The 19402-nt window shown below is 31.6% G+C and carries 17 protein-coding genes and 6 pseudogenes; all 23 read right to left on the bottom strand.

Annotated elements, in window-relative coordinates; translation table 11 throughout:
- Positions 1–12: 12 nt before the first annotated feature.
- The 23 genes and pseudogenes from PWK10_RS06160 to infB all read right to left on the bottom strand — a co-directional run bounded on the left by PWK10_RS06160 (position 13) and on the right by infB (position 19326).
- On the bottom strand, positions 13–261 hold the full coding sequence (locus tag PWK10_RS06160) for a hypothetical protein (RefSeq protein ID WP_274767711.1): 249 nt from the start codon (positions 259–261) through the stop codon (positions 13–15).
- Positions 262–525: 264 nt separating this feature from the next.
- On the bottom strand, positions 526–1014 hold the full coding sequence (locus PWK10_RS06165; protein ID WP_274767712.1) for a metallophosphoesterase family protein: 489 nt from the start codon (positions 1012–1014) through the stop codon (positions 526–528).
- Complete coding sequence (locus PWK10_RS06170; protein WP_274767713.1) at positions 995–1351, bottom strand: regulatory protein RecX; 357 nt, start codon at positions 1349–1351, stop codon at positions 995–997. Before PWK10_RS06170 ends, PWK10_RS06165 begins: the two co-directional genes overlap by 20 nt.
- Complete coding sequence (locus tag PWK10_RS06175; RefSeq protein ID WP_446715343.1) at positions 1321–1608, bottom strand: hypothetical protein; 288 nt, start codon at positions 1606–1608, stop codon at positions 1321–1323. The genes PWK10_RS06170 and PWK10_RS06175 overlap by 31 nt, the downstream gene beginning before the upstream one ends.
- Positions 1609–1651: 43 nt before the next feature.
- Positions 1652–2684: pseudogene (gene recA, locus PWK10_RS06180) on the bottom strand (recombinase RecA).
- A gap of 312 nt (positions 2685–2996) precedes the next feature.
- A complete protein-coding gene (gene pgsA / locus PWK10_RS06185) occupies positions 2997–3515 on the bottom strand; it encodes a CDP-diacylglycerol--glycerol-3-phosphate 3-phosphatidyltransferase (RefSeq protein ID WP_008909066.1) in 519 nt (172 codons plus the stop codon).
- Positions 3512–4832: pseudogene (rimO, locus tag PWK10_RS06190) on the bottom strand (30S ribosomal protein S12 methylthiotransferase RimO). The gene pgsA and the pseudogene rimO overlap by 4 nt, the downstream one beginning before the upstream one ends.
- A 208-nt stretch (positions 4833–5040) precedes the next feature.
- Positions 5041–6452: pseudogene (locus tag PWK10_RS06195) on the bottom strand (DNA translocase FtsK); the annotation flags it as partial.
- A gap of 149 nt (positions 6453–6601) precedes the next feature.
- On the bottom strand, positions 6602–7060 hold the full coding sequence (locus tag PWK10_RS18420; protein WP_342455630.1) for a hypothetical protein: 459 nt from the start codon (positions 7058–7060) through the stop codon (positions 6602–6604).
- Positions 7061–7351: 291 nt separating this feature from the next.
- A complete protein-coding gene (locus PWK10_RS06200) occupies positions 7352–7984 on the bottom strand; it encodes a ClpP family protease (protein WP_274767715.1) in 633 nt (210 codons plus the stop codon).
- 148 nt (positions 7985–8132) lie between these two features.
- Positions 8133–9314, bottom strand: coding sequence for an aspartate kinase (gene dapG / locus PWK10_RS06205; protein ID WP_274767716.1), 1182 nt, complete (start codon positions 9312–9314; stop codon positions 8133–8135).
- An 87-nt stretch (positions 9315–9401) separates the two neighbouring features.
- On the bottom strand, positions 9402–9647 hold the full coding sequence (locus PWK10_RS06210) for a YlmC/YmxH family sporulation protein (RefSeq protein WP_274767717.1): 246 nt from the start codon (positions 9645–9647) through the stop codon (positions 9402–9404).
- Positions 9648–9688: 41 nt separating this feature from the next.
- Positions 9689–10128, bottom strand: a pseudogene (dut, locus tag PWK10_RS06215) (dUTP diphosphatase).
- A complete protein-coding gene (locus PWK10_RS06220) occupies positions 10100–11389 on the bottom strand; it encodes a M16 family metallopeptidase (RefSeq protein WP_274767718.1) in 1290 nt (429 codons plus the stop codon). Before PWK10_RS06220 ends, dut begins: the two are co-directional and overlap by 29 nt.
- 112 nt (positions 11390–11501) lie before the next feature.
- Positions 11502–13611 (bottom strand): annotated as a pseudogene (locus tag PWK10_RS06225) (polyribonucleotide nucleotidyltransferase).
- 111 nt (positions 13612–13722) lie between these two features.
- Complete coding sequence (gene rpsO / locus PWK10_RS06230) at positions 13723–13986, bottom strand: 30S ribosomal protein S15 (protein ID WP_008908804.1); 264 nt, start codon at positions 13984–13986, stop codon at positions 13723–13725.
- Positions 13987–14124: 138 nt separating this feature from the next.
- Positions 14125–15021 carry a bifunctional riboflavin kinase/FAD synthetase gene (locus PWK10_RS06235; RefSeq protein WP_274767719.1) on the bottom strand — a complete coding sequence of 299 codons (897 nt, stop codon included), beginning with the start codon at positions 15019–15021 and terminating at the stop codon, positions 14125–14127.
- Between the two features lie 11 nt (positions 15022–15032).
- Complete coding sequence (gene truB / locus PWK10_RS06240) at positions 15033–15890, bottom strand: tRNA pseudouridine(55) synthase TruB (RefSeq protein WP_274767720.1); 858 nt, start codon at positions 15888–15890, stop codon at positions 15033–15035.
- A 4-nt stretch (positions 15891–15894) separates the two neighbouring features.
- Positions 15895–16038, bottom strand: coding sequence for a DHH family phosphoesterase (locus PWK10_RS19545; RefSeq protein WP_446715344.1), 144 nt, complete (start codon positions 16036–16038; stop codon positions 15895–15897).
- Positions 15978–16715, bottom strand: a complete 738-nt coding sequence (locus PWK10_RS06245) for a DHH family phosphoesterase (RefSeq protein ID WP_342455631.1) — start codon at positions 16713–16715, stop codon at positions 15978–15980. The genes PWK10_RS19545 and PWK10_RS06245 overlap by 61 nt, the downstream gene beginning before the upstream one ends.
- On the bottom strand, positions 16654–16848 hold the full coding sequence (locus tag PWK10_RS06250; RefSeq protein ID WP_274768390.1) for a DHH family phosphoesterase: 195 nt from the start codon (positions 16846–16848) through the stop codon (positions 16654–16656). Before PWK10_RS06250 ends, PWK10_RS06245 begins: the two co-directional genes overlap by 62 nt.
- Entirely contained in the window at positions 16835–17191 is a 357-nt protein-coding gene (gene rbfA, locus PWK10_RS06255; RefSeq protein WP_008908800.1) for a 30S ribosome-binding factor RbfA, read from the bottom strand. The genes PWK10_RS06250 and rbfA overlap by 14 nt, the downstream gene beginning before the upstream one ends.
- A 12-nt stretch (positions 17192–17203) precedes the next feature.
- A pseudogene (infB, locus tag PWK10_RS06260) lies at positions 17204–19326 on the bottom strand (translation initiation factor IF-2).
- Between the last annotated feature and the right edge of the window lie 76 nt (positions 19327–19402).

Consider the following 19402-nt stretch of genomic DNA (forward strand, 5'->3'; position numbering starts at 1 on the left):
TTTTAATATATCTCATTCTAAGTTCACTTCCTCTTTAGATATAAGATCTTGAGCTAGTGCAATTTTTTCTAAAGCCTCTTTTTTAATTTCATCACCTAATTTTTCGTGTTCTGCGATTTCAGAAATTATATTTTCAAGTTTTAATATTTCAAAATTGCCATATGATGTTATTTGATGAACAAATTCATTAAACAAAATAGTCTTATTCTGTTCAACAAATAATTTTTCTCTATCTAGAACATCCTCACCTTTTTGGCACACTGTAATTTTGAAATAGATATATTTATATTTTCATCGATTTCAATTATTGCATAGGATGGAGTTCTGTAGATTTCAGAAACAGTATTGCTTATTCTAGAAATAGCACCTGGATTTACAAAAATTTATCATTATATTTTTTTACTCCAAATCCGCTATGATAATGCCCAACTAATGTTATATCTGCTAAAGTTGTGCTTGCTATATCATCAATCAGAGTATATTTAACTTCATTATTGAATGGCTTTTCAAGTAAAAAGCCATGAGCTACATGAATAGCATAATCACATTTTTTTCTTTAACTATATATGAAACTTTATCCGGACCATCTATATCATAAAAGTAATGGCTACCAGTTATTTGAATAGTTTTATTATGTTCTGTGTTTATAATCTTAGGGGTATTGCTCAAAAACTCAACTATTCCTAGCTCCTCCAATAATCCCAAGACAGTTCTATTAACAGTGTAAGGATTCTGTCCATAAACATCATGATTACCTATAACACATAAAATAGGTAATGGAAAATTTTTGATTATTTTAATAAAATCCTTAACTACCGCTAGGGATATATCCGGTCGATCAAAAAGATCCCCGCCAAAAATAATATGGTCTATTTTATTATCTTGTGCAACATCAACTAATTCATTTAATTTTTCCTTTAAAGTTTCATAAAAGTTGTCCTTTCTAGATCTTGGATTATTTCCTCTAATATGAGCATCGGTAAAAATAAAAACTTCATAATAGATCACCGTCATATTCATTTAATATTTCTTTTAACACTTTAAATATTACCTCATTGTCATATCCTCTGTAAACAAGATAATTATATAATTTTTGTTTTACATTCTTTTTGTCTTTTGCCATAATATTAAGTTTTTTCAAAGCAAGTAATTTAGCATTTTCATATAATGTTTCACTATTTATGTCGATATCCTTTTCCTTTATATATAATCCCTTTTGTTTTAAATTAGTAATTATTCTTCTACTGCCGAACTTTTTTGTTATACTATATTCAATATATTTTTTGATATACTCTTCATCGTTTACAAAACCATACTCCTTTAATTTAGATATCGTCTTTTCAACCACCATTTCATTAAAACCTTTTTTAAAAGCTTATTTCTTACTTGATTTTCAGGATACATTTTTCTCTCTAATAAATGCAATGCATAATTATATGCTGATTTAATTTCATATTCTTGTAAAATTGTATCGATGTCTTCTTGAGTTAAATCTTTACCTTCAATAATATTGTATTTTATTAACATTTCAAGACCTATTTTAATATTCCTTTCATTTTCAAAAACAACTAAATACAAATTTTCGCTTTTTAATTTTCTTATTTCCATCACTTTCATAGTTCACCTCAAAAAACATCCCATTAGGGATGTTTTATTCTACCTTTTTAAGTTCTTGGTCATCGTTTTTAATTTGGAGGATTGGCAAATTAAATTTTTCTCTTATTTTGTTTTCTATTTCTAAAGCTAAATTAGGATTTTCCTTTAGGTATTGTTTTGCATTTTCCCTACCTTGTCCTAATTTAATATCTTTATATGAAAACCATGCACCACTTTTTTGAATAATATCACAATTTACTCCTACGTCTAAAATATTGCTTTCCCTTGATATTCCTTCTCCATACATAATATCAAATTCTGCCTGTTTAAAGGGAGGAGCAACTTTATTTTTAACAACTTTTACTCTTGTTCTGCTTCCTGTTATATCTTCTCCTTGTTTTATTCCATCAACTTTTCTGACATCAAGTCTAACAGAAGCATAGAACTTTAAAGCCCTTCCTCCTGGAGTGGTTTCAGGATTGCCAAACATTACTCCAACCTTTTCTCTTAATTGATTAATAAATATTGCAACACATCTTGATTTGTTAATTGCTCCTGCTAGTTTTCTAAGCGCTTGAGACATTAACCTTGCTTGCAATCCAACATGGGAATCTCCCATCTCCCCTTCAATTTCTGCCTTAGGAACAAGGGCTGCAACGGAGTCGATAACTATAACATCAATAGCTCCAGACCTTACAAGTGCTTCAGCAATTTCTAAAGCCTGTTCCCCTGTATCAGGCTGTGAAACAATAAGATTTTCTATATCTACACCAAGTTTTTAGCATAAACTGGATCTAGTGCATGTTCAGCGTCAATAAAGGCTGCAGCACCACCTAATTTTGGGCTTCTGCTATTATATGAAGGGCAACTGTTGTTTTACCAGATGATTCTGGACCAAAAATTTCAACAATTCTTCCCCTTGGAACGCCGCCGATGCCAAGAGCTATATCAAGATCCAATGAACCAGTAGAGATAGCTTCAATATTTAATTTTGAATTCTCGCCTAATTTCATCACTGAACCTTTTCCAAATTGCTTTTCAATCTGGCTTATTGCCAATTCCAAAGCTTTTATTTTTTCATTATTCATTTATATCTCTCCTTTGCGAACATTTGTTCTTTTAGTATTATACATTATTTTAAATTTTAGGTCAATAAATTTAGGTTGATTTTGAAAAATAATATAATTTTTATAGATTATTCTCAATAAGTGATAATCTTAAACATATGCTATCAATTATGATAATGTTAATTATGATTAATACGAAAAAATACTTTATTTAAAGTAAACAAATTAGCCCTGGAAGGATTTAATCTTTAGCAATAACAATTGCTACGCTCAGAACATATATAAAAAATCCTTCACAGGGCTTAACAACATGAATACCAAATAACTAAAGTGTTATGATTTAAAATCAATAACGTCTATATTTTTCGAAAAATAATCCACTCCAGAGATTATCGTTATTATTATTGCAATCCACATCAAAATGTTACTAAAAGGAAGACCTAATAAGGATGCTATAATAGCAATAATTTGAAAAACAGTTTTTGCCTTTCCCCACTTGCTTGCTGCTATTATGCGACCTTCCGATGCAGCTAATGACCTTAATCCGGTTACAGCAAATTCCCTTGCTACAATAATCATAACAGCCCAAGAGGCTATTTTCCCTAATTCAACTAATGAAATTAAGGCAGCTGTAACAATTAGCTTATCGGCAAGAGGATCCATGAACTTGCCAAATTTAGTTATTTCCTTCCTTTTTCTCGCTATATATCCATCTAATGTATCAGTTATTGCAGCAATAATAAATATAATAGCAGCCAACACATTACCATATTTTATCCTTACTGCAATAAAAAATAAAAATACAGGGACCAAAATAATTCGTAAAATAGTTAACCTATTCGCTAAATTCATACCTCAACAACCTCTCCCATCAAATCGTAAGTATATGCTTTAGTTATTTTAACTTTAATAATATCACCTTTATTTAAATTTGTCCCTTCAATAAATACATTTTGATCTATCTCAGGGGCATCTCCATAGGTTCTTCCATAGAACAATCCCTTTTTATTAACACCATCTATTATTACATCAATTATTTCCCCAATTAATTTTTGGTTTTTGATGCCGATATATGGGCTTGATTCTTCATTAAAATATCTCTTCTTTTTCTTTAATGTCATCATCAATTTGGTCCTCCATATAAAAGGCTGGAGTATTTTCTTCTGGTGAATAAGTAAAAATTCCAACCCTATCTAGTTGATATTCATTTAAAAATTCCTTTAACTCGTTAAAATCCTCTTCAGTTTCACCTGGAAAGCCGACGATTATTGAAGTTCTTATAATAGAATCTGGAATAGAAAATTTAATTTTTGTTATTAAATCGATTATTTGCTCCTTGGTTGTTCTTCTATTCATCCTCCTTAATATCTTGTTGCTTATGTGCTGAAGAGGGATGTCAAAATAATGAAGTATCTTTTTACTATTTTTTATTGTATCAATCAGTTCGTCTGTTATTTCTTCAGGATAACAATACATTAGCCTTATCCATTCTATTCCATCAATTTTTTCTAATTCTTTTAATAAATTTGATATCATTTTTATGCCATAAAGGTCAACTCCATAAAGCGTAGTATCTTGGGCAACTAATATCAGTTCTTTTACTCCCATATTCGCAAGAGAATTTGCTTCATTTAATATATCTTCCATTTTTTTACTTCTAAACTTTCCCCTAAGTTTAGGTATTATACAATAGGAACAATTATTATTACATCCCTCTGCAATTTTAAGGTATGCATAATGACTTGGCGTAGTAAGTATCCTTTCCTCCATATCTAAAATATAATCAATCGAATCAGTTTTTATTATTCCTTTATCTCCCTTTAATGTCCTATCAACTATATTGCATATATCCCGATAGCTACCAACGCCAACAACTGCATCTATTTCTGGCATCTCCTTTAATAATTCATCCTTATATCTTTGAGCCATACATCCTGTAACTATGAGGGATTTACACCTACCTTCTTTATTTTTAGCCATTTCTAATATGGTTTCAATGGATTCCATTTTAGCAGACTCTATAAAACCACATGTATTAACAATAATCACATCAGCCTCTTCTTCCTTGTTTGTAATATTATATCCATTCTTAGATAATAGCGAAAGCATTATCTCTGCATCTACTCTATTTTTATCGCATCCAAGTGACACGAAACCTACATTAAACATGTCAAATCATCTCCTTATTATTTCCTGGGTAATTTTCGAAATTATCTTTCACATTCTTTATTTTACATATTATTTTTCATTTTTTCTTGTTTTTTCATAATAATACATTAATATATATGATTCTACAAAATAATTAACATATATATAATAGCAAAAGCACTTAAATTCGACAATATTTTCTTTTAAAATTTAAAACTAGGGCATTGCCCTAGTAATTATTTTTATCTATTAATACTTGTCTTGGTTTGCTTCCATCTTGGGGTCCGATAATACCCTTTTTTCCATTTCATCTATTAGCCTAGCTGCTCGATTAAATCCAATCCTAAATCTTCTTTGCAACATAGAAGCAGAAATTTGACCAAGATCTATAGCAAGCTCAATTGCTTGTGGCAATAATTCATCGTTATCATCATAGTCATTTGCAATTTCTTTACCTTCTTTAATTTTTTCCATAATATCCATATCATATTCTGTATTAAATGTTTTCTTTAAGTATTCAACTATATTTTCAACTTCTTTTTCAGAGATAAAGGCTCCTTGTATTCTAATTGGTTTGTTTTCTCCAATCGGAAGGAATAGCATATCACCACGACCCAATAATTTTTCAGCGCCTGCCATATCTAATATCGTCCTCGAATCTATCTGGCTTGAAACAGCGAAGGATATCCTTGATGGAATATTAGCTTTAATAACCCCAGTTATTACATCAACGGAAGGCCTTTGGGTTGCAATAACAAGATGTATTCCTGCAGCTCTTGCCATCTGAGCAAGCCTTGTTATGGAATCTTCTACTTCATTTGGAGCTACCATCATAAGATCAGCAAGCTCATCGATTATTATTACAATTTTAGGCAGTTTATTTTCAGGCGATACATCTTCCATCAGTTTATTATAACTTTCTATATTTCTGACATTATTATCAGCAAATAACTTATACCTAGAGGTCATTTCTGAAACCGCCCATTCTAAAGCTGAAGCTGCCTTACGTGGTTCTGTTACTACAGGTATTATTAAATGAGGAATTCCATTATATACGGATAGCTCTACAACTTTTGGATCTATTAGAAGCATTTTAACATCGTTTGGAGGTGATTTATAAATCAAGCTTGTTATCAGTGTGTTAATACAAACGCTTTTACCTGATCCCGTAGCCCCTGCAATCAATAAATGGGGCATCTTTGCTATATCAGCAACAATGCATCTGCCACTAATATCCTTACCTAGGGCAAATGCCAAAGATGAATTAAATTGCTGAAATTCATCAGACTCAATAACTTCTCTAAGATAGACAGGGGTTACCTCCTTATTTGGAACCTCTATTCCAATGGCTGATTTTCCAGGGATTGGTGCCTCAATTCTAACGCTGGGTGCTGCAAGATTTAATGCAATATCATCGGATAAATTAACTATTTTGCTAACCTTAACCCCTACTCCAGGATGCAATTCGTATCTAGTTACGGATGGTCCCTTTGTCACTTGAGTTACTTTAGCATCTATTCCAAAACTTGCAAGGGTTTCTTCTAAGGACCTTGCACTCATTAGCAACTCCTTCTTATCATTTCCATTGATTTTTGTTCTATTTTCATTAAGAAGTTCTATGGGTGGAAATGTATATTTTATATTACAAGTTGATATATTTTCTGCAGATAGATTAATCTTTATCTTTTCTTTTGCTTTGTTATCACTTCTTTCATTAACTCCTATAAAATCATCTTTATAAGAAGCTTCATTATTTACATTAGTGTTTTGGACATTTACCTTTTCGTCATTTAATAAATCATTGTTCGTTGCTTTTTCTTCATCTTTATCATGAAGGTCATCCTCAAAACTCTCAAATTCTTTTTCTTTTTCTTAATATTTATCTTTTTAAATGGTTGTATTAAAAATAATAAAATATCCTTAACAGGCTTTTCAGTTGCTAAAACTAAAAAAACTAAAATGCTAGAAATAATAAATATGTAAGATCCTATCTCGCCGAATAACAAAAGGAGGGGAAAATCAACTAATTCTGAGATAATACCTCCACCTTTTTTATTAATTCCTAATTTATAAGCCTCGTATATTCTTTGAGTCAGCTTTTTAGCCTTAAAATTATTAGAATATCTTAAATGGCCAAGAAGCAGGAGAGAATAAATAGCAAATACAATAGATATAAATCTTTGTCTTATTTTTAATGAGCTTTTGTTTAAAATCATAGCTATTCCAATTAGAATCGTTATGAATGGCAAAATATACGCCCCAAGGCCCACTGCACCAAAGAAAAAGTCAACAAAAATTTTCCAATCATTCCTGTTGGTTTAATCATTATACTAATTAAGAATAGTAAGGAAAAAGCTATTAGTATTATTCCATAAATATCATAAATAACTTGATTGTTTTTATTTTTCTTTTACCCATCCTATCACCCCATAGTATTATTTCTATATCCAAGCAAAATTCCCTTCACAAAGTAAAAAATTATAACACAAAAGAAAATAAATCAAAGGCGTTTTATTCAAGCCTTTGATTTATCATTTCTTTTAATTTTTTATTGCTTGACTTATTCCTCCCACCTCATCAATTAATCCTTCTTCAACCGCCTGCTTACCTATTAATATCGTCCCCATATCGTTTAATAATTCATCTGTTTGAAGCATCATTTCCCTTAATCTTTCTTTTGTTATTTTAGAGTTTCTGACTATAAAGTTTAATATTCTATCCTGCATTTTACTGAAATATTCAAATGTCTGTGGAACCCCTATTACTAATCCATTCATTCTAATTGGATGTATAGTCATTGTTGCGGTAGGTGAAATGAAAGAATAGTTTGTAGCTACTGCAAGAGGAACGCCTATGCTATGTCCTCCTCCTATCACAAGTGAAACCGTAGGTTTTGAAAGGCTGTTTATCATTTCTGCAATCGCAAGACCTGCTTCAACATCACCACCAACAGTGTTTAAAATAACTAAAACCCCCTTTATATTTGGATTTTCCTCAATAGAAACTAATTGAGGCAAAAGATGTTCATATTTTGTAGTTTTTGTCTGAGGTGGTAAAACTGTATGCCCTTCTATTTGACCTATAATAGTAATCGGAAAAATGTCTGAACTAATATCAGGAATATTGGGGCTACCAACTTCCTTTAAATTCTCTAGATTTTGATTTTCTTCCAACTTTTCTTTTTTTCCTCCTCTTTAACTACAGTTAATTCTTCTTTTTCTTTTTTGGCATATCATCACCTCACTTTTTCAATAATAGTTTAACCAATAAGTAAAATAATAATACAAAAAGCCTTGCACTTTGCAAGGCTTTAAACATTTTTTATAGTTCAAAGGCTTTGTGTAAAAGATTTATAGCTTTAATCGTATCCTCATCTTTGACTAGACACCAGATGGTAGAATGAGAATCCGCTGTTTGCAAAACTTTAATTCCATTTTCATTTAATGTTTTTAATATTTTAGCCATAACACCAGGGACACCCTTCATGCCGTTACCTATAACAGCTATTTTACTACAATTATTTATAATATTATATTCTAGCTTTAACTCTTTTAATATTTCTTCTACCTTATAGATATCTTTTGTATCTACAGTAAATACTTTGTATTTAGGAAATACGTTTATTAAATCAATGCTTATTTTATTATCAGCAAGAATATCGAATATTTCATTGCTATCATCTTCATTAAAATGGACACTAACCTGTGATCTATTTGACATATGGGTTATTCCTGTTATTATTTTATTTCTACTTTCCCTCGAGGAAGTAATTATCGTTCCTGGAGCATTTGATAATGTATTTTTAATATATAAAGGAATATTTCCCCTCATTGCATACTCAACTGCTTTAGGGTGTATTACCTTTGCTCCCTGATCTGCAAACTGAAAAACTTCGTTATAACTAATTCTATTGATCACCTTAGCATCAGGAACTATCCTTGGATCAGCAGTCATAATACCATCGACATCCGTATATATTTCGATAAACTCCGCCTTAAGAGCTTCTCCTAAAATAGCACCTGTAACATCACTTCCACCTCTACCAAGGGTAGTAAAATCCCCCTCCTGTGTCATACCTTGAAAGCCTGTAACAATAGGAATAGCGCCTGAATAAAGCAAGTCCATTATTTTTTTCGTTTCTACTTTTAAAACTTCTGCATTTCCAAAATCATTATTTGTAATAATTCCAGCCTGACCACCTGTCAAAACTGTTACATTATAGCCCCTCTTTTCTAATGTTTCAGCCATAACTACAGCTGAAATTATCTCACCGCAACATAAAAGAAGGTCTACCTCTCTTTTGCTTATACTGCAATTTCCATTGTTAATCAATGATAAAAGGGTATCTGTTGCATAAGGATCGCCTTTTCTTCCAATTGCAGAAACAACAACGACTGGCTTATATCCCCTATCAATTGCATCTATAATCCTATCTGCAACCATTTCTCTCCTCTGTTGGGTTGCTACCGAAGTTCCACCAAATTTTTGAACGACTATTTTCATGAATATTCCCCCTTAATCCTGTGGCTACTAACATAAATCCATAATATATTATACATCTTTTTTGGGGAAGTGTGATAAAAAATAAAATTATTCTTTATAATCGATTATCAATGTTTTTTCTCCTATCTTTATTTTAGTATTCCAAGGAATTTCGATAAAATCCCTCCCTTTAAAAAATAATAATCTGCCTTTATCATCTTCTACTAATACATTAACTATTTCTCCTGTTTTTTTATTAAAAACCAATTCACTATCACCAATATATCCGTATTTATAGCCATTATAGATATTAACAATTTCAAGATCTAGAATATCACTTAATCTTATTCCCATACCATTTCACCTCCTTAAAACATTATATTAAAAAAGATGGTTTATAGACCTGTCGATCCAAAACCACCTTCTCCTCTTTCTGTGCTATCTAATTCTTCTACTTCAATAACTTCAGGAATTTCAACTTTATTTATAACCATTTGAGCTATTCGATCTCCACGCCTTACAGTAAATGGTTCTTTCCCAAAATTTATTAAAATTAAATTTATTTCCCCCTATAATCACTATCTATCGTTCCAGGTGTATTAACAAGTGAAATTCCATGCTTTAAAGCAAGCCCACTTCTTGGCCTAATCTGTGCTTCGTAGCCATCAGGCAATGATATAGATATTCCTGTCGGTATTAATCTGATTTCATTTGGAAGGATAATTGTATCCTCCTTAACATTAGCATATAAATCCAATCCCACAGATCCCTTTGTCATATACTTTGGCAAAGGAAGATCCTTTGCATCATCTAATCGCTTTATAAATAGTCTCATTACAATCACCTATAATTTTTTTAATTTTTTCTTCTTTTATATCCTTACCAACCATAGCCACAGCCATAAAACCTTCTTTAAATACATGTTCAATCACTTCATCAAATTCTTGTCGTGTTATTGAATCTATTTTCTTTAAAATTTCCTTAGGTTCATAAACCTTATTTAACATAAGCTCAGATTTACCTATGCCAAACATTCTACTTGAAACGCTCTCTAATCCTAAAATGTAGCTACCCTTTAATTGTTCCTTGGCCTTTGATATTTGTGTGTCATTCATCTTATTCTTTAATAAATTTACTATCTCTTCTGTAATAAGATGCATTGATTTTTCCAAATACGCTTTATTTAAAGCAAATTGAATATTAAACATTCCCTTATTTTTATATGCCGAGGTATAAGAATAGATAGAATAAACAAATCCAAAATCTTCCCTTAATTTTTGGAATAGTCTAGAACTTGTTCCACCACCAAAATAATTATTTATAGCCAACAATGTATATAACTTATCATTTCCAAGTTCAATGCCATTCAGAGTAACTGCAACATGCACTTGTTCTATATCTTTATTTTTTATAGCCATTCCTTTATTGATTAATGGTGAAGAATATTCTATTTGAACATTTTTAGGTGGATTCCAGTTCTCAAATCGATCCTTTATTAATTCTATAATTTTTTCCTCATCAAAGTTTCCGGCTAAAGAAATTACAATATTAGATGGAACATAAGTCTTACTATAATAATCTACAATCATATCTCTGTTTAAATTTTTAATAGTAGTTTCGTATCCTAATATTGGTAAAGCTAAAGTATCTTCCTTCCAAGTAGCAATTGAGAGCAAATCGAAAACAAGATCTTCTGGCGAATCTTCATACATATTTATTTCTTCAATGATTACTCCCTTTTCCTTTTCGATATCATCAACTGCAAATTTAGGGTTAAGAAGCATATCACTTAATACGTTTATACCTGTTGCATAATGTTCATCCAACAATTTAACATAATAGCATGTAGCTTCTTTGCCTGTAAATGCATTAATTTGTCCACCTAACTCTTCAATTTCTTCTGCTATCTGTTGTGACGTCCTATTTAATGTTCCTTTAAACATCATATGCTCAATAAAATGTGATACCCCATTATTATACGTTTCTTCTAATCTTGAACCGCTACCTACCCAAATTCCAATAGTAATTGAGTTTACATAAGGTATTTTCTCGTAAACTATTCTTAATCCATTTTTCAAAGTAAGCTTTTTTAACATATCTGTTTCTCTCCTGTCAAATATTTTTTCAATCATTATAAATTTAAACTATAATTTTAGTTTAGTCAAGGAATAAGGTTTATGAATTAAAAAAGGCTTATTAAAAGCCCTTTTATTGATTAGAATTATTTTGTTCTTCTGGTTTGGGAATAGCATCCTTTCTTGATAGGTTTATCCTACCTAAATTATCTATTTCAGTTACCTTTACTAAAATTTCATCTCCTACATTTACTACATCTTCAACTTTATTTACTCTTTCATGTGCTAACTTAGAAATATGACAAAGTCCTTCTTTTCCTGGTAATATTTCTACAAAGGCACCAAATGGAGTTATTCTGTTAACTCTACCAAGATAAACTTCACCAACTTCTACATCTCTTGTTATTCCTTCGATCATCTTTTGAGCGATTTTGCCCTTTTCTGGATCTGGGCAGCTTATGTATAAACGACCATCCTCTTCTATATCGATTTTAACTCCTGTTTCTGCTATAATTTTGTTTATAGTTTTTCCACCAGGTCCTATCACATCCCTTATTTTCTCAGGATCAATAACCATGCTAATTATTCTTGGAGCATATTTGGATAATTCTTTTCTTGGCTGTGGAATCCTTTCAAGCATCACTTTTAAAATCTCTAGTCTTGCTTTTCTTGCTTGATAAATAGCTTTTTAATTATTTCTTCAGGTAATCCCTTAATCTTTGTATCAACTTGTATAGCTGTTATCCCCTTCTCTGTTCCTGCAACCTTAAAATCCATATCTCCAAAGAAATCTTCTATCCCTTGAATATCTGTCAAAATCTCCGCCTGAGATAAATCCTCACTTGTTACAAGGCCCATTGCAATTCCAGCAACTGGTCTTTTAATAGGAACTCCAGCATCCATTAAGGCTAAAGTGCTTCCGCATACGCTAGCTTGAGAAGTTGACCCATTTGAACTTAAAACTTCTGACACCAATCTAATTGTATATGGGAATTCTTCTTCGCTTGGGATAACTGGTTCAAGAGCTCTTTCTGCTAAGGCACCATGTCCTATTTCCCTTCGTCCAGGCCCCCTTAAGAATTTCACTTCGCCTGTTGAATATGGTGGGAAATTATAATGATGCATGTATCTTTTAAACTCCTCATCGCCAAGGCCATCAAGTATTTGCACATCTCCTAATGCACCTAATGTTGCAACAGTTAAAACTTGTGTTTGCCCTCTTTGGAATAATCCTGAACCATGCGTTCTTGGTAAAATGCCTACATCACAATATAGAGGTCTTATTTCTTCAAAGCTTCTTCCGTCAGGTCTTCTTTTTCCTCCAATATCATCTTACGAACATGTTCCTTCATTATTCTATACATTACATCGTCAATATCCTTTTCACATTCTGGGAAAATTTCTGCAAAATGTTCAAACACCTCTTCTTTAACTTTGTCAACATGGTCTTGTCTTTCTACTCTATCGGTATGTTGCATCGCTTCCCACAATTTATCTGTTGCATATTCCCTTACAGCATTTTCAATTTCATCTGGAACTTTATAAAGTTCAGGAATAACTTTTTCTTTGCCTATTTTTTCAGCTATTTCTGCTTGGAAATCATTTATTTCTTGGCAAGCCTTAAATCCAAACATTATTGCTTCAAACATATCCTCTTCAGTTACTTCCTTTGCTCCAGCTTCGATCATCATAACCCTTTCTTTAGTTGCTGAAACGATTAAGTGTAAATCGCTTTTCTCCCTTTCTTCAGCCGTTGGATTTACAATAAGTTTTCCATCAACCCTTCCAATTAAAACCGAAGATACCGGGCCTTCAAAGGGTATATCAGATATGCACAGAGCTAAAGATGCAGCATTCATAGCAACTATTTCTGGTGGATTATCAGGGTCTACCGACAAAACTGTGCAAATAATTTGAACATCATTTCTATATCCCTTGGGGAATAAAGGCCTTATTGGTCTGTCAATTGCTCTTGCAGATAATATAGCCTTTTCAGTAGGCTTACCTTCCCTTTTTATAAAACCTCCTGGAATTTTACCTATAGCATAAAGTCTTTCTTCATAATCTACACTTAGCGGGAAAAAATCAATTCCTTCTTTAGGTTCTGGGGAAGCATTTGCAGTTGCTAATATAACTGTATCCCCATAGCTTAGCAAAACAGCTCCATTAGAAAGTAGGGCATACTTTCCTATATCCGCTTTAAATGTCCTTCCCGCAACTTCTTTTTCAAAAACATGATGCATTATTTTACCTCCCTTCATTTCTCTCTAATTTTATTTTTACTATTTATTTCATTTTTAAACTATAATTTAGTAAAAAAGTATTTAAAATAATAGAGCGGTAAATCCGCTCTATTACTTTCTTATTCCTAATTCTTCAATAATTTTTCTGTATCTTTCGATATCATTTTCCATAAGGTAGTTTAAAAGTCCTCTTCTTTGACCTACCATCTTTAAAAGGCCTCTTCTTGAATGATGATCCTTCTTGTGAACCTTTAAATGCTCTGTTAGATGATTAATTCTTTCTGTTAATAACGCAATTTGAACTTCTGGAGATCCTGTATCTCCTTCATGTCTTTGAAACTTAGCTATAAGCTCTTGCTTTCTTGCCTTATCCATTTATTACACCTCCATAAATTTATAATCGCCTCATGCTGAGAATACGCCGGAGCTACGTTAATCCCAGCACAGGTTACAAACTATATTTTAGCAGATATCATAAGAGTTGTAAATATTATATCTTGAAATAATTTTCCGCTAGCTTAATATCTTTTTTATCCTTGACTGCAAATCAAAAATACTATTAAATTTTCTTTCTTCCCTCAAATATTTCATGAATTCTATTTTTATAATTTTATCGTATATGTTTTTTTCAAACTTCAATATATGTGTCTCACATACCCTTTGTTTTTGTCCAAAGGTTGGATTATATCCTATATTGGTTATAGAAGGATAACTATTGCCTTCATAATGGGTAAGTGTTATGTAAACACCATTTTTTAAACAAAGATTCCTATCGACAATAATATTTGCCGTTGCAAATCCAAGTCTTGATGCAAGGCTCTTACCCCTAATAACTCTTCCCTTTAAATAGTAATTATATCCTAATAATTTATTTGCAAGTTCAACATCTCCCGACAATAAACATTCTCTAATTAAGCTACTTGAAACCCTTAGGTTCTCCATTAAAATTTCTTCAAAAACTATAACATTAATATTATATTTTTCAGAATTTTCCTTTAAGTATTCTATATCACCCTGGGCATTTTTCCCAAAGGTATAATTATAACCACAAACTATAATTTCTGCGTTTAAATTATGTTTAAGATATTCCAAAAACTGTTCCGGAGGTAAATTAATAAATCCATCCTCCAAATCAACATATATTAGGTAATCAACACCAAAGCTACTTATGATTTCAGTTTTTATATCTATTGGATTAATCAGATAATTAGTTGCATTTTTATTAAAATAAGAAAAAACAGGTTTTTTAAAAGTTAAAACAGCACTATTTAAATTATTTGTCTTAGCTTCTTTTACGGCACCTTCAATTATTTTTCTGTGTCCAAAATGTATACCATCAAAAGTTCCCAAAGCAATAACTGTTTTTCTATTAATAAATATCTCATTATATTTACCCTCAAAGATAATCATATGTCAACACCTTAAATTAATAGTTTTTCTATTTTTAAAGTTTTGTCTTCAATCTTACCGATTCCTAAAAACTCACTTTGACAGTATATTTTAACTAATTGACTTGCCAAGTCATCTTTTATTTTAATTTTGTTACCGTTTAAAATCATTTTTTTATAATCTAAACCTACATCATATCTTGGTAATTCTAATGCATCCTCCATTTTATTTACATATTTATGATAATTATCCTTGTTTATTATATCTAAAGGGACTGCATTTTTTATATTAAATTTACCCGTTCTAGTTCTTAAAAGAAAGCTCATATACCCTTTAACCTTAAGCTCTTCTCCTATATCGTTACATAAGGATCTTATATAGGTTCCCTTTGAACATTCAACTTTTAAAAGTGCCTTAGGAGAATTAAAGCTTAATACCTCAATATTGTATATTGTAACTTTCCTTGATGGAATATCAAAGTCTAGTCCTTCCCTCGCAAGATCATATGCCCTTTTGCCGTTAATTTTTATAGCTGAAAACTTTGGTGGTTTTTGTTCAATTTCTCCAATAAATTTCTTGATAGCTTTGTTTAGATCATTAAAGTTTATAAAACTACAATCAATATCTTCGTAAAGAAAATTGCCGTATTTATCATAGGTGTCAGTAGCATTTCCTAAAGTCAACTCACATATATATTCCTTTGTATCCCTTGTTAAAAACTCAACTATTTTAGTTGCTTTTCCAATACAAACAGGTAATACCCCTGCAGCTCCTGGATCTAACGTCCCTGTATGACCAATTCTTTTAATTTTAATAATTCTTCTTAAATAATCAACAACGTCGTGGGAAGTCATACCAGGAGGCTTTAGTATATTAATTACTCCATCCACCGTATCACATCCAATGGTTTATAATTTCATTTAATACCTTATTCTTAACTTCATCCAAATCTCCGTATACTGTGCACCCGGCTGCCCTTATATGACCTCCACCATTGAATTTTTCAGCAATAATCCTGACATCAATCTTGTTTTTGATCTCAAACTTACTCTAAATTTTCCTTTTTCAACTTCCTTAATAAAAACTCCCACCTCAACGGTATCTATATCCCTTGCATAATTTACCATTTCTGAGGCATCGTTCTCATTAGCACCACATTCCTCCATCATATCTTTTGTCACATGCAGCATCGCAATTGAATTGTTATTATAAAGTTCAAGGGTTGAGGTTACCCTAGATAATAATTTTACCTGTTGAGCTGTTAAGGAGTCAAAAAGTATTCTATTGATTTCTGGAAAATCTATTCCTGTATTAATGAGATCACCTGCAATGTTTAATGTCATTGAAGTAGTATTGCTATATTTAAAGCCTCCTGTATCAGTTACTATTGAAGTATAAAGGCACATTGCAGTATTGTGCGAAATCTCAAAACCATTAATTCGAATTAAATTGTATATAATTTCACCAACGGCTCCTGCATTAGTATCAACATAATTAATATCAGCAAATAAATCGTTTGATATATGATGATCTATATTAATGACTACATCTGCCATATTTAATAATTCTACTAGGGGTCCTAACCTATCTTTATCACTGCAATCGAGAACAAAAATACAGTCATAGTGTCTTTTAACTAATGTATCTTTAACATCAAAAAACCTGGTAAAAATTGAACTTTGAAGGCAATTTGTCTGGATTAAAGACATCAACATCCTTTCCAATCTCAGAAAGAAAATTATATAACCCCAAAGTCGATCCTATTGCATCACCATCGGGAATAATATGAGATACAACTGCAAAACTTTTATTTCGTTTTATTATATCTCCTATTTTATTCAGAATCATTATTTTTCATCTCCTGAAGCATCTTAGTTATATGCATACCATATTCTATTGAACGATCCAACTCAAATAATATCTCAGGCGTATATCTTGCTTTAATTTTTCTTCCAACTTCTTTCCTTATAAAACCTGCTGCATTTTTTAAACCTTCAAGACATTTTAATTTCTCGTCCTCAGAACCAAAAACACTTACATAGACCTTTGCATATCTTAAATCCTTTGTTACTTCAACGTCGGTAATCGAAGTTAACATTGGGATCCTGGGATCCTTCAATTCATTTTGAATGATATCTCCTACTATTCGTTTTATCTCCTCTGATAATCGTGAAGTTCTTTCAACTGCCATTTGCAACACCTCTTAAGCTCTTTTTACTTCTTCTATTGTGTATGTTTCTAAAATATCGCCTTCTTTAATGTCGTTGAATCTTTCAATCGTTAAACCACATTCATATCCAGCAGCAACTTCTCTAACATCATCTTTAAATCTCTTTAGTGAGGCTATCTTGCCTTCATATATTACAACACCATTTCTTATTACTCTTATGCTATTATTTCTATTCACCTTTCCATCCTCTACATAGCATCCAGCGATTGTTCCAATATTTGATGCCTTAAATGTTTGTCTTACGGAAAGTCTAGCTGTTATTACTTCTTTGTATTCAGGTTCAAGCATACCCTTCATTGCAGCCTGTATATCATCAATAGCTTCATAAATAATTCTATAAGTTTTAACTTCAACCTTTTCCCTTTCAGCAAGTTGCATCGCCATATTATTAGGCCTTACATTAAATCCAATTATTATCGCATTTGAAGCTGATGCTAATGTAATGTCAGACTCTGTGATTGCTCCAACACCACCATGTATTACCCTCACCTTAACCTCATCATTAGTTAATTTCTCTAATGCTTGTTTTAGAGCTTCAACAGAACCTTGAACATCAGCCTTAACAATTATATTTAATTCTTTAACCTTTCCTTCCTGAATCTGACTAAAGAGATCTTGCAATGTAATTTTGCTGCTGGAGGCAAAATATTGTTGTCTTTCTTTTTCCTTTCTCATTTCAGAAATTTGTCTTGCAGTTTTTTCATCAGAAACAGCATAAAGTATATCTCCTGCATTTGGAACTTCTGCAAGGCCTAAAATTTCAACTGGGATAGATGGACCTGCAGATTTTACCTTTCTTCCTTTATCATCTATAAGAGCCCTAACCTTTCCATATGTTGTTCCTGCAATGATACTATCTCCAACCTTTAATGTTCCCTTTTGAACAATTACTGTAGCAACAGGTCCTCTTCCTTTATCTAATTTTGCTTCTATTATTGTTCCTTTAGCAGGTCTGTTTGGATTAGCCTTTAATTCCTGCATTTCAGCAACTAAAAGTATCATTTCCAATAATGTATCAATTCCTTGTTTAGTCTTTGCAGATACAGGAACACAAATCGTATCTCCACCCCATTCTTCAGCTATCAATCCATATTCTGTTAATTCCTGTTTTACTCTATCTGGATTTGCTGAACTTTTATCAATCTTATTAATTGCTACGATAATTGGAACATTAGCTGCCTTAGCATGATTAATAGCTTCAATAGTTTGGGGCATTACACCATCATCAGCAGCAACAACTAATATTGCAATATCTGTGACTTGAGCACCTCTTGCCCTCATTGCAGTAAAAGCTTCGTGACCTGGAGTATCCAAAAATACTATCTTCTTATCATTTATATCTACGGTATAAGCACCAATATGTTGAGTAATTCCACCTGCTTCTGTTTCTACTACCTTTGAGTGTCTTATAGCATCAAGAAGAGATGTCTTTCCATGGTCAACATGTCCCATAACTGTAACTACTGGAGGTCTTGGCATCAAATCCTCTTCTTTATCTTCAAAATCGTTAATTAAAACTTCTTCCCTTTCCTGTTTAACTTCCTTTTCTAATAAAATATTGTATTGTTCTGCAATTTTTTCAGCTACCTCAAAACTGATTTCTTGATTTATAGTTACGAATACACCCATTAAAATTAATTTTTAAGTATTTCTGTTGCTGGTTTTTTAATCCTCTCAGCAAACTCACTTACCCTTACACTTTCTGGAATTGTCACTATTCCAATATCTTCTATTTGTTCTTCTTGCTTTTTGTTTTCTTTTCCTAAATGCCTTTTAATTTTCTCATTTCTAACTTTCTTTCTTATCTTTTCGTTTTTCTTAAAATCATCGTCAACATCTAGATCATCAAATTTGTCATCTTCATGTTTTGCAATATTTTTTCTTCATTTTTTCTTTATTCTGATTTGTGTCTTCATTCTTGCTACCCTTATTTTTTATTTCCTCAACATATTCCATTATTATTTTAGCTTCTTCACCCTCTATAGAACTTAAATGATTTTTAACTTCTATATCAAACTCTTTTTCAGTAACTCTATAACCTCTTTGCTAGTCATATTAAGCTGTTTTGCTAATTCATAAACTCTAATTATTGACAAAAGCTTCACCCCCATTATTCTGGTTATCAATCTTCTTTAAAAATCCTTGTGCAAAATTTTTATCCTTTATAGCGAT

Origin of the sequence: Caloramator sp. Dgby_cultured_2 (assembly GCF_028872215.1) — a bacterium.
Lineage (GTDB): Bacteria > Bacillota > Clostridia > Clostridiales > Caloramatoraceae > Caloramator > Caloramator australicus.